The organism is Sporacetigenium sp. TC11 (assembly GCF_058146105.1).
Genome location: NZ_JBYVNY010000013.1, coordinates 38,218 through 50,894, shown reverse-complemented (window position 1 = coordinate 50,894; position 12,677 = coordinate 38,218). Strand labels below are relative to the sequence as shown.

Here is a 12,677-nt window from a genome sequence, read left to right as displayed (position 1 = left end):
TTGTCGATATTAAAAGAAATAAAAATTTTAAAAACGTTTATTATTTTTTAATGTGGGTAATTATATAATAGATAATTAAATCTAAAAGGAGTGATAAAAATGGCTAATAATTCAAATTCAAAGCATAACGCTTTAGAGTTATTTTTAGATGCAAATCTGAATGACTTAAAAGATAAGGGCCTTTACAATACAATAGAACCTTTACAAGGACCTAATGGCCCTACAATACATATAAACGATAAAGAACTTATAAATCTATCTTCAAACAATTATCTTGGGTTAGCTAGTGATGATAGATTAAAAAAAGCTACTATAGAAGCTACTCAAAAATATGGTGCTGGTGCTGGTGCTGTTAGAACAATAAATGGAACATTAGACATACATGATGTTTTAGAAAAGAAAATAGCTCAATTTAAAGGTACTGAAGCAGCTATTGCTTTCCAATCAGGATTTAACTGTAATATGGGGGCTATTCAAGCTGTTATGGATAAAAATGATGCTATATTATCTGATGAATTAAATCACGCATCTATAATAGACGGTTCTAGATTATCTAGAGCAAAGGTAATAAGATATAAACATTCAGATATGAATGACTTAAGAGCTAAAGCTAAAGAAGCAGTAGAAAGTGGTCAGTACAAAAAAATAATGATAATAACAGATGGTGTATTTTCAATGGACGGAGATATAGCTAAACTTCCTGAAATTGTTGAAATAGCTGAAGAGTTTAATCTAATTACATATGTAGATGATGCTCATGGATCAGGCGTAACAGGAAAAGGTGCTGGGACAGCTAAACATTTTGGATTATCGGATAAAATAGATTTTCAAATAGGAACTTTATCTAAAGCTATAGGAGCTGTAGGTGGATATGTAGCAGGTTCTCAAAAGCTTATTGATTGGTTAAAAGTTAGAGGTAGACCATTCTTATTCTCTACTTCATTAACTCCAGGAGCTGCTGCTGCTGCAACAGAAGCTATAAATATTCTAATGGAAAGTGATGAATTAGTTAAAAAAGTTTGGGAAAATGGAAACTACCTAAAAGCAGGTCTTAAGAAATTAGGATTTAATATAGGAAATAGCGAGACACCTATAACTCCTTGCATAATAGGTGATGAAGCTAAAACACAACTATTTAGTAAGAAATTATATGAAGAAGGTGTTTATGCTAAAGCAATAGTATTCCCTACTGTTCCTCAGGGAACTGGTAGAATCAGAAATATGCCAACAGCAGCTCATACTAAAGAAATGTTAGATAAGGCATTAGTTATCTATGAAAGAGTTGGCAAAGAATTAGACATTATAAAATAAAATTAAATTTAACTTAGGAGGATATTATCATGAAAAAAATACTTGTAACTGGATCTCTTGGTCAAATCGGTTCTGAATTGACAATGAAATTAAGAAAAGAATATGGTAATGATAATGTTATAGCTACAGATATAAGAAAAATAGAAAATAATGAAGTTGCAAATAGCGGTCCATTTGAAATACTAGATGTTACTGATATGGATAAAATGGGAAGTATAGCTAAAAAGTATAATGTAGATTCTATTATTCATCTAGCATCATTATTATCAGCTGTAGGGGAAAGAAATCCCTTATTTGCTTGGCAGTTAAATATGGGCGGACTTGTAAATGCATTAGAGGTTTCTAAGGAAATTAATGCTCAATTCTTTACACCAAGTTCTATAGCTGCATTTGGTCCTAATTCTCCAAAGGATCTAACTCCGCAAGATACTATACAAAGACCTAATACTATGTATGGTGTAACTAAAGTTGCTGGAGAATTATTATGTGACTATTACTTCAATAAGTTTGGTCTAGATACAAGAGGAGTTAGATTCCCAGGTCTTATATCTTATGTAACTCCTCCTGGTGGTGGTACAACTGACTATGCAGTAGATATATACTATGAAGCACTTAAAAAGAAAAGTTATGATTCTTTCATAGCTGCTGGAACTAAAATGGATATGATGTATATGCCTGATGCACTACAAGCTATAGTAGATTTAATGGAAGCCGATCCTAAAAAACTAATACACAGAAATGCATTTAATATAACTGCTATGAGTTTTGAACCTGATGAAATAGCAGCATCAATAAAGAAATTTATACCTGAGTTCGAAATGAGATATGATGTCGACCCTGTAAGACAAGCTATAGCTAATTCTTGGCCTAACTCAATAGACCCATCTGCCGCTATAAATGAATGGGGATTCAAATATGATTACGACTTAGATAAAATGACTGAAGATATGCTTAAAAAGCTTAAAGAACAAGGTATAGGATCTGGTAAGTAATTTGTTATATAAAATAATTAAGGTAGCTTTTTAGCTACCTTTTTATTTTATATAACAATACTAAAACTTATAAATTATTTCCAATAAATGTATATAATCTATGACATTAAATTTAATTAATGTTATATTGTTTTTAATAATAATTTAAGGAGGTAGCTATATGAATTTTGAGAAAAATTTAGAAAAGTATGCTGAGCTTGCAGTTAAAATTGGTGTAAATGTTCAATCTGGTCAAACTCTTGTTATAAATGCACCTATAGAGACTGCAGAATTTGTTAGAAAAATAGTAAAAAAAGCCTATGAATGTGGAGCAAAAAATGTACATATAGACTGGGCAGACGAAGAATGTACTTTGATAAAGTATTTAAATGCCCCTGATGAAGCCTTTAATGAATATCCTATGTGGTTAGCTAAAGGATATGAAGATATGGCAAAGGAAGGTGCAGCATTTTTAAGTATATACGCTCAAAATCCAGATTTATTAAAAGATGTAGACCCTACAAGAGTGGCTAATGCTCAGAAGGCTTCTGGTATTGCAAGAAAAAAATGGAGAGAATATGTATTAGCTGATAAGTGTAGATGGAGTATAGTTTCTGTTCCAACTAAAGAATGGTCAGCTAAAATTTTCCCAGGACTTTCAGAAGAAGAAAGAACTCAAAAACTATGGGATGCTATATTCAAAGTAACAAGAGTAGATCAAGAAGATCCTATAGAATCTTGGAAAAATCATACTATTGATTTAGAAAAAAGAATGAATTTCCTAAATGAAAAGAAATTTAAAAAACTATATTTTAAATCACCTAAAACAGATTTAACTATAGAATTACCTAAAGGCCATATATGGAGTGGAGGTGCTTCTAAAGATCCTAATGATATAGACTTTATAGCAAATATACCTACTGAAGAAATATTCTCTATGCCTTCAAAATTTGGTGTTAATGGTGTAGTTTCAAGTACTAAACCTCTTATATACGGTGGAAATACTATAGAAAACTTTACTTTAACCTTTAAAGATGGCAAAATAGTTGAATTTACTGCTCAAAAAGGATATGAAACTTTAGCTAATTTAATAGATACAGATGAAGGATCTCATTATTTAGGAGAAGTAGCTTTAGTTCCATTTAGATCTCCTATATCAGATACTAATATAATTTTCTATAATACCCTTTACGATGAAAATGCATCTTGTCATCTTGCTATAGGCTCTGCTTATCTTGGTTGTATAGAAGGTGGTACTAACATGAGTAAAGAAGAAAAAGAAGCTAATGGAGTTAACGATAGCTTAACTCACGTAGATTTCATGATAGGTTCTTCTGATATGAATATAATAGGAGAAACTTATGATGGAGAAAATATACAAGTATTCAAGGACGGTAACTGGGCATTTTAACAAAAAAGACATAGGTTTATCTATGTCTTTTTTCATGTTCTAACAACCATTCTTTTCGCCACAATTCTCCTGCATATCCTACTAGTTTTCCGTTACTTCCTATAACTCTATGACAAGGTATAATTATACCTATATTGTTTTTATTATTTGCATTTCCTACTGCCCTACAAGCTTTTTCATTTCCTATTCTTATAGCCATATCTTTATATGTTGCTGTCTCACCGTAAGGTATATTACATAATTCATTCCAAACTTTATTTTGAAATTCTGTTCCATCAAAAAATAAGTCTAAATCAAAATCTTTTCTAATCCCTTTAAAGTATTCATCTAATTGCTTGTATGCTTCTTTAAGTATATTAGGAACATCTTTATTTATACAATCTTTATCTTCAACAAAATCTACTGATAATATTTTATCCTTTGATCCAGTTATCATTATTACCCCTATAGGTGAATCATAATATATTTCATAAATATTTTTCATATAGCACCTCTTCATTAATGTTATATTATTATATTATCAAATATATATAAAAAAAACTATATTCCTGAATAAGTTGATTATTACATTAAGTTACACTATATCTTAACTTTTAATATACTTTTTTTTCATGTCCATACAGTCTAATAACATGTTCGTTATTTAGTGTTAAATCATGTGTAATATGCTTTATTACAAAATTTTTCTTACCATCCTCTAGATGAATAAATATTTGCTCATTTTCCTTGAATTTCCATTCACTAGTAAATGTAGCTATTTTTTCCCCATTTATTAAACATACTATATAATTCATTTTATCATCTCCCCTGTTATCTTTATTTATTATATAATTTATCGCCCTTATACTATTTTACCTTTAGTTTATTTTATATCAAGTTGTTTAATTAATATTATATTGGGTAAATTATTAATATATGGGATTTTATTTATGTGCCCTTTAAAAAAATAAATGGAGGTATCGTTATGTCAGTTTATGATTTTAAAGCAACAACAATAGATGGAGATGAAATATCACTTGATCAATACAAAGGTAAAGTATTGATTATAGTTAATACTGCAAGTAAATGTGGATTTACTCCTCAATATGAAGGACTTGAAGCAATATATAAAAAATATAAATCACAAGGCCTTGAGATATTAGGTTTTCCAAGCAATCAATTTGCTGAGCAAGAACCTGCTAATAATAGCGAAGTAAAAAACTTCTGTTTAATCAACTATGGAGTTACTTTCCCATTATTTGAAAAGACAGATGTAAGAGGGGATAATGCTCATCCGCTATTTAAATATTTAAGCGAATCAGTTCCTTTTAAAGGATTTGACTTAAATCATCCAATTGGTCAAGGTTTATCTGATGTTTTAGAAAAAAACTTTCCAGAATTATTAGAAGGAAACTCAGTAAAATGGAACTTTACTAAGTTTTTAGTAGATAGAAACGGAAATGTAGTCGATAGATTTGAGCCTACTTCAGAGCCTAAGGACCTTATGGAGCATATAGAAAAGTTACTTTAAATAAAATTTGCCTTAAAATGATTTTAATTATTTTAAGGCAAATTTTTTATTTATATAATGTTTTAAATATACTTACAAATTTCATTAGCAAACTCATCAGTACTAGAACTACCTCCAAGATCTATTGTTAATTTTTCTCCTCTTAAAAATACCTCTGACAAAGCATCTTCAATCTTTTTTGCATTATCATACTCGCCTAAATATCTAAGCATCATAACTGCAGACTGAATAAGGGCAGTAGGATTAGCCTTATTTTGACCTGCTATCTGAGGCGCACTTCCATGTACTGCCTCAAATATAGCATATTCCTTACCAATATTAGCCCCAGGTATTATACCAAGTCCTCCAACAAGACCTGCACATAAATCAGATAATATATCCCCGTAAAGATTTGGCATTACCATAACATCGTATTTTTCTGGATTTAAAACAAGGTTCATAGCAGCCGCATCTACTATTAAATCATCCGATTCTATATCGTATTTTGATGCTACATCTCTAAATACATCTAAAAATAACCCATCTGATAACTTCATTATATTTGCTTTATGAACTGCCGTTAGTCTGTCTCTATTGTTATCTTTTACATAGTTACAAGCAAAGTCTACTATTCTTTCACTTGCTCCTCTTGTTATTATTTTTATGCTTTCAGCTCCATAGTTTCCGAGCCTGTGCTCTATTCCCGCATATAAGTCTTCTGTATTTTCTCTAACTATTACCAAATCTACATTTTCATATCTGCTCTTTATACCTTTAAAACTTTTTACAGGTCTTAAATTTACATATAAATCTAGTTCTTGTCTAAGAGTTACATTTACACTTCTAAAACCCTTGCCAACAGGAGTAGTTACTGGGCCTTTTATTGCAATCTTATTCTTTTTTATAGTGTCTATTACATGTTTTGGAAGGGGAGTACCATATTCATTCATCACACCTTCTCCTGCATTTACTACTTCCCATTCTATATTAACTCCAGTAGCTTCCACTACCTTTGTCATAGCCTTTGATACCTCTGGTCCTATTCCATCCCCTGGTATGAGCGTCACTGTGTACATACTACAATCCTCCAATCCTTTAGTTACTCTGTTTTCATCTTTGTATAGTTTAACTTTCCTCCAGATTTTAGTATCTCTACTTCCTTTGATGATAAGTCTAATTTAACCTTAAATGAATTTCTTTTAGTCGTATTTTTTATTTCTAATTCATTAGAATCTAGCTTATCTAATATATCTACTATTTCCAATTTATCTAAAAGATCTAATCCTTCATAATCTTTATCATCAGAAAATTCCATAGGAATTATTCCACTATTTATTAGATTTGCTTTATGAATTCTTGCAAAGCTCTTTACTATTACCCCCTTAACTCCAAGGTAAAGAGGTGCTAAAGCTGCATGTTCTCTACTTGAACCTTGACCATAATTTTCTCCTCCAACTATAAATCCTCCATCATTATCCTTTGCTCTTTTAGGAAATTCTGTATCTATAGTGTTAAAGCAATAATTTGAAAGATGAGGTATATTACTTCTAAATGGAAGTAATTTTGAATCAGATGGCATTATATGGTCTGTTGTAATATTATCCTCTACTTTTAATATAATTTTCCCTTCTAATCTTTCTCCTAATTTTGTATTAACAGGGAATGGTTTTATATTAGGGCCTCTAACAACTTCTACATCTTCTCCATTAGTTGATGGTTTTACAATCATACTATCATCTATTAAAAACCTATCTATATTTAAGTTTTCAAACTTAACATCAAATTTTGTTGGATCTGTTAATTTTCCATGTATAGCACTTACTGCTGCTACTTCTGGACTTACTAAGTATACATTTGCTGATAATGTTCCACTTCTTCCATAGAAATTTCTATTAAATGTTCTTAGGGAAACTGCATCTGTTCCAGGAGATTGACCCATTCCTATACATGGACCGCATGAGTTTTCTAAAATTCTAGCTCCTGAACTTATTATATCCGCCAAGGCTCCATTTCTAGCCAACATCTCCATAACTTGTCTAGATCCTGGTGCTATAACTAAACTAACATCTTTGTGTACCTTTTTTCCTTTTAATATCTGAGCTACCTTCATTAAATCTTCATAAGAAGAATTCGTACAACTTCCTATTGCAACTTGATCTATTTTAATTTCTCCAATATTTTCAATCTCATCTACATTATCAGGACTATGAGGTATAGCTGCTAATGGTTTTAGCTTAGATAAATCTATAGTAATTTCTTCATCGTATGTTGCATCATCATCTGCCTTTAATTCTGTCCATTCATCTTCTCTATCTTGAGACTTAAAGAATTCTAATGTTTTTTCATCACTTGGAAATATTGAAGTTGTAGCCCCTAGCTCTGCTCCCATATTCGTTATTGTCGCTCTTTGTGGCACTGATAATTTTTTTAATCCATCTCCACAGTATTCAAAAATCTTACCTACTCCACCTTTAACAGTTACCTTTCTAAGTACATCTAATATAATATCCTTAGAAGATACCATATTATTTAGTTTGCCTATTAAATTTACTTTGCAAACCTTTGGTGCATTTATATAATATGTTCCTCCAGCCATTGCCAAAGCAACATCAACGCCTCCTGCTCCAATGGCTATCATTCCCACCCCACCAGCAGTTGGAGTATGACTATCAGATCCTAGAAGTGTATCGCCAGGAGTTGAAAACCTCTCTAAGAATACTTGATGACAAATCCCATTTCCTGGTTTTGAGAAATATACTCCATGTTTGTCTGCAACTGTCTGTATGTATTTGTGATCATCTGCATTTTCAAATCCTTGTTGTAACATATTATGATCTACAAATGCTACACTCCTCTTTGTTTTTACCTTTTCTATATCCATAGCTTCTAGTTGAAGATATGCCATAGTTCCTGTTGAGTCTTGTGTTAGCGTTTGATCTATTTTTATCCCTATTGAATTACCAGGGGTAAGATTTCCTTCTACTAAATGTTTTCTTAAAATTTTATAAACCAAATTTTCTCCCAATGTTCTTACCCCCTATTCAAATTTTTATTATTTAGTAAGTCATAATATATCTGAACTATTTCTTTATCAAATAGACTTCTCTTAATTCCTATAGAAAAAGATCTAACCTTTTCTAATAATTCATTTGCTATAACATCTGAAATCTCAATATCGTATTCTTGAAATTTATTTACTATAGCAGCTTTTCCTGAATGTTTACCTATTACAATTTGTCTCTCAAGCCCTACTTCACTTGGATCAAATGCTTCGTAGTTTGTAGGGTTCTTCAAAGCTCCATCTGCATGTATACCTGACTCATGTCTAAACATATTGCTTCCAACTATTGCCTTCCATGCAGGAAGTTCTCTTCCCGATGCTCGTGAAACATATTCAGATAACTCTTTAAATTTTCTAGTATCTATATTTATTCCATATCCATAGACATGTTTAAGGGACATTAATACTTCTTCTAAAGCTGCATTTCCAGCTCTTTCACCTAATCCATTTACTGTAACACCTATATGGCTTGCTCCTCCTGCTACCCCAGCTAAAGCATTTGCAGTTGCCATTCCAAAATCATTGTGAGTATGCATCTCTATATCAAATTTAGTTCTTTCATATAATGTTTCTATATTTTTTCTAATTGTAAATGGCTCCATTACACCTACAGTGTCACAGTATCTAAATCTATCTGCTCCTGCACTTTTCCCAGCTTCTATAAATTGTGTTAAAAAATCTAAATCTGCTCTAGATGCATCTTCTCCATTTACAGATACATATAATCCATTTTTCTTTGCATACTCAACAGACTTTACCATGTTTTCTATTACCCATTCTCTAGATGTTTTTAATTTATTCTTTATATGAATATCAGATACTGATACTGATATAGCTACAGCATCTACACCACAATCAATAGATTGTTCTATATCTTTTATTACTGCCCTATTCCATGCCATAATACTAGGCTTTAAGTTTCTTTTACATATAGCTTTAATTGTATCCTTTTCATCTCCACCCATAGCTGGTATTCCAACTTCTAATTGATTTATTCCAAGGTCACTTAACATTTGCGCTATCATAACCTTTTCATGATTTGCAAATACAACACCTGCAGTTTGTTCCCCATCTCTTAACGTTGTATCTACTATTTTTATTTTCTTAGAATTTAACTTATTTATTATACACATACTTATCTTTACCCCCTTAGTTTTATTAGATATTATGTAAGTCATAAAATATACATATTTGGTCTTTAAATATTCAATTCATTATTTATTTTTGAATGTTTGTCTAAATTTCAATTCATTTTTCAGCTCATTTTGTTTCAAATTAATTTGCTTGTTTTTCCCTTAAACACATTATATTTCAGTTTTTCTAAATGTGCAATATGTTTTTTCAATTTTTTTAAAAATATAAATAAATGAATCTTATTTTAATAATCTTTCATTTTTAAAAATTCGACATTAAGAGATTATTAAACAAATAATATGATTTCTATATGCAAAAAGGGACTAACTTTATTAAAGTTAGTCCCTTTTAAATACAATATGTTTACATAAAAATTATTTATGATATGGTTCATTTTTAATTATTCTAAATCCTCTATACACTTGTTCTAACAAAATAAGTCTCATAAGTTGATGAGGAAATGTCATTTTTGAAAACGACAACTTAAAATCAGATCTATCTAAAACATCTTTAGATAAACCCAAGGATCCACCTATTACAAAGGCTATATTACTATTTCCACTTATACTTAAGTTACTCATTTTATGAGCTAATTCTTCAGACGATAAGTTTTTTCCATCTATAGCTAAAGCTATTACATAGCTGTTATTCTTTATATTACTTAATATTTTTTGACCTTCTTTATACTTTATTATATCCATTTCTTTTTCACTTAAGTTTTCTGGTGCCTTTTCATCATCTACCTCTACTATATCTAATTTACAGTATTTAGATAATCTCTTACTAAACTCATCTATACCTAATTTAATATATTTTTCCTTTATTTTTCCTACACTTATTATTTTTATATTCATATAGATACTCCTCTACACAGCATATAATCCCGATAGTTCTTCTCTTAATAAGACCTTAAGTCTTACATCTTTATCAACCTTTATATTATTTTCACTCAGTATCCCTTTAGATGTTTCATATGCTAGTTCAGGGAAGTTATTTTCTTTGCTTAAATGAGCAAGTAATATTGTCTGTGCTCCCTTATTTATTAATTCAATACAGAAATTTGCAGCATCTTCATTAGATAGATGACCTTTATTCGATAATACCCTTCTTTTGAGATAGTAAGGATAAGATCCCATCATTAACATATTTTCATCATAATTTGATTCTAAAATTACTAATTTAGAATCAAATATATTTTCCCTTATATTATCATTTATACAGCCTAGGTCAGTTGCTATTGATATTTTCTCTTTACCATTATGAAAGCTATATGCTACAGGTTCTGCTGCATCATGATCTATCGAGAAGGGTTTTATAAGAATGTCCTCTATTTCAAATGGTTTATTAGTTTCAAATATTTTTATATTATGCTCTTTTACATTTCCTATTTTATCTTTCATTGATTCCCACGTATTTCTATTAGTATATATAGGTATATCGTGTTTTCTAGACAATATTCCAGCGCCTTTTATATGATCTGAATGTTCATGGGTTATAAGTATTCCCTTTACAGTTTTTATATCTATATCAGCCTTAGATAAATTTGTTTCTATTCTTTTTCCACTTAATCCCGCATCTATTAATAAATTAGTGTTTTTATCTCCTACATAATGACAGTTACCACTGCTTCCACTTCCTACTGAACAATATTTAAACATAATGTTCTCCTTTCCGTCATGCCATAGGATATATTATACCAAAAAAACAAGCCCTTGAATAAAAATTCAAAGACTTATTAATGGAAATTTATTTATATTGACTTATCATTTTATTTATATCTATTCCTCTCTTGCTCCAAATTTTAACAAATTCATCTCCACTTACGTTTTTAAAAGAATACATTTTGTAGTATTGCTGAAGAGTTTCAAAAAACAGATCATCTCCAATATCTTTTCTTATATTATCAAATACTACTGCTCCTTTAGTATATACCCCTAAGCTATAATCTATAGAATCTTTGTACTCTGTAGTAGGTTTAAATATATCTTCTACTGAATGGTTTTTTGACTGGTAAATCATTTGATTCATTAGTTCCTGTTTTGCGTTTTTGCCATATTTCTGTTCAAAGTATAATACAGTAGAATACTCAGTTAAAGCCTCATCTATCCACGGCTCACTTATTTCATCATTACCTACAGTTGAATACCACCATTGATGAGCTGTTTCATGTGCTATTATATACTCTAAAATAAACTTACTCTTATCATTGTATAATGTTTTGTCTACCATAACTAATGTTGGATATTCCATTCCACCTATAAAGAAATCACTCGCTATAACAGAATAAGTTCCATATGGATATTGGCCAAATAATTTATTAAATACTTTTATCGATTCTTTTGCCATATCTAAAGATATATCTCCCATACCCTCATTTAAATAATAACTAAACACCTTCGTCTTACCTACATAGTCTGACTTTACCTTGAACTTATCGCTTAGTATAAATGCAAAGTCTCTAACATTATTTGCTTTAATTTTATATAATGTTCTTTCTTCACTAACCTTTTTATCTTCTATATTTCCAGTGGTGGCCAAAACATACTTTTTAGGAGTTAGTATGTCCACCTGATAATCACTTACATCACTATAAAACGGATCTCCTATAGGTTCATAGCTACTTGTATTCCAACCCCTCTCATCATAAACACAGGCTATAGGAAACCAGTTAGTAACATTTATCGTATCATCTCCATACCCAAATCTACCTACTGAGTTTGGTAATTTTACTGTATACTTTAATTCTATTTCTATTTTGTCTTTTGCTTTTAGATTCTTGTCTAACTTAACTTCTAATATATCTTCTTTAGATCCCATTATTTTATAATCTAATATATCATTTTTATTAGCTACTCTCTTTATATCTATGTATCCTTCATTAAATCCCTTTGGATATGCCTGTTTTAATTCACCTTTTTCAAAAGGTGCATATTCTGGTTTAGAAAAGGCATTAGGGTATATATGAAAATATATATTATTTAGATCTTCTCCTGTATTATTTACATATGTAACTACTTGACTAGACATAATTCGCTTACTTTCTTCATCAAATATTGCATTAATTCTGTAATTATTAATTGTTTCTTCTTTTAAGTTATTAAAAACAGATATCTCTTTCTCGCTTTTATTAAATATAACTAATCCACATATTAATATAGTTATACATACTAATAAACTAAATATTCTCCTTGCCCTTTTTGTTATTACAATGATCAAAATACTTTCCCTCCTTAATATAATAATGAATAATTTTTTTAATTTTTTATAACCTAATTTTGTACTGTATTTTATGTTATAATT

General features: G+C 30.0%; 12 protein-coding genes. 4 read left to right on the top strand and 8 right to left on the bottom strand.

Annotated elements, in window-relative coordinates:
• The first annotated feature begins 99 nt into the window (after positions 1–99).
• The 3 genes from ACUSRV_RS15095 to ACUSRV_RS15085 all read left to right on the top strand — a co-directional run bounded on the left by ACUSRV_RS15095 (position 100) and on the right by ACUSRV_RS15085 (position 3,693).
• Positions 100–1,311: a glycine C-acetyltransferase gene (locus tag ACUSRV_RS15095; RefSeq protein ID WP_490142796.1), complete on the top strand. Its 1,212-nt coding sequence runs from the start codon at positions 100–102 to the stop codon at positions 1,309–1,311.
• Positions 1,312–1,340: 29 nt separating this feature from the next.
• On the top strand, positions 1,341–2,303 hold the full coding sequence (locus ACUSRV_RS15090; RefSeq protein ID WP_490142795.1) for an L-threonine 3-dehydrogenase: 963 nt from the start codon (positions 1,341–1,343) through the stop codon (positions 2,301–2,303).
• Between the two features lie 160 nt (positions 2,304–2,463).
• Positions 2,464–3,693: an aminopeptidase gene (locus ACUSRV_RS15085; RefSeq protein ID WP_490142794.1), complete on the top strand. Its 1,230-nt coding sequence runs from the start codon at positions 2,464–2,466 to the stop codon at positions 3,691–3,693.
• A 16-nt stretch (positions 3,694–3,709) separates the two neighbouring features.
• Here ACUSRV_RS15085 and ACUSRV_RS15080 read toward each other — a convergent pair whose 3' ends face one another.
• Both ACUSRV_RS15080 and ACUSRV_RS15075 read right to left on the bottom strand, forming a co-directional pair.
• Entirely contained in the window at positions 3,710–4,177 is a 468-nt protein-coding gene (locus ACUSRV_RS15080) for a methylated-DNA--[protein]-cysteine S-methyltransferase (RefSeq protein ID WP_490142793.1), read from the bottom strand.
• Positions 4,178–4,286: 109 nt separating this feature from the next.
• On the bottom strand, positions 4,287–4,487 hold the full coding sequence (locus ACUSRV_RS15075) for a hypothetical protein (protein ID WP_490142792.1): 201 nt from the start codon (positions 4,485–4,487) through the stop codon (positions 4,287–4,289).
• A 170-nt stretch (positions 4,488–4,657) separates the two neighbouring features.
• Here ACUSRV_RS15075 and ACUSRV_RS15070 point away from each other — a divergent pair, with 170 nt between their 5' ends.
• Complete coding sequence (locus tag ACUSRV_RS15070) at positions 4,658–5,203, top strand: glutathione peroxidase (protein ID WP_490142791.1); 546 nt, start codon at positions 4,658–4,660, stop codon at positions 5,201–5,203.
• A 62-nt stretch (positions 5,204–5,265) separates the two neighbouring features.
• Here the strand turns inward: ACUSRV_RS15070 and ACUSRV_RS15065 are convergent, their stop codons facing one another.
• The 6 genes from ACUSRV_RS15065 to ACUSRV_RS15040 form a co-directional block, all read right to left on the bottom strand.
• Positions 5,266–6,258: an isocitrate/isopropylmalate dehydrogenase family protein gene (locus ACUSRV_RS15065; RefSeq protein ID WP_490142790.1), complete on the bottom strand. Its 993-nt coding sequence runs from the start codon at positions 6,256–6,258 to the stop codon at positions 5,266–5,268.
• 23 nt (positions 6,259–6,281) lie between these two features.
• Positions 6,282–8,207 carry an aconitate hydratase gene (locus ACUSRV_RS15060; RefSeq protein ID WP_490142789.1) on the bottom strand — a complete coding sequence of 642 codons (1,926 nt, stop codon included), beginning with the start codon at positions 8,205–8,207 and terminating at the stop codon, positions 6,282–6,284.
• Positions 8,208–8,212: 5 nt separating this feature from the next.
• Positions 8,213–9,376 (bottom strand): homocitrate synthase, encoded by a 1,164-nt coding sequence (nifV, locus tag ACUSRV_RS15055; protein WP_490142788.1) that lies wholly within the window; start codon positions 9,374–9,376, stop codon positions 8,213–8,215.
• 375 nt (positions 9,377–9,751) lie between these two features.
• Positions 9,752–10,231: a 23S rRNA (pseudouridine(1915)-N(3))-methyltransferase RlmH gene (gene rlmH / locus ACUSRV_RS15050; protein WP_490142787.1), complete on the bottom strand. Its 480-nt coding sequence runs from the start codon at positions 10,229–10,231 to the stop codon at positions 9,752–9,754.
• A 12-nt stretch (positions 10,232–10,243) separates the two neighbouring features.
• Complete coding sequence (locus ACUSRV_RS15045; protein WP_490142786.1) at positions 10,244–11,035, bottom strand: MBL fold metallo-hydrolase; 792 nt, start codon at positions 11,033–11,035, stop codon at positions 10,244–10,246.
• Positions 11,036–11,123: 88 nt separating this feature from the next.
• Positions 11,124–12,593, bottom strand: a complete 1,470-nt coding sequence (locus tag ACUSRV_RS15040; protein ID WP_490142785.1) for a M1 family metallopeptidase — start codon at positions 12,591–12,593, stop codon at positions 11,124–11,126.
• Between the last annotated feature and the right edge of the window lie 84 nt (positions 12,594–12,677).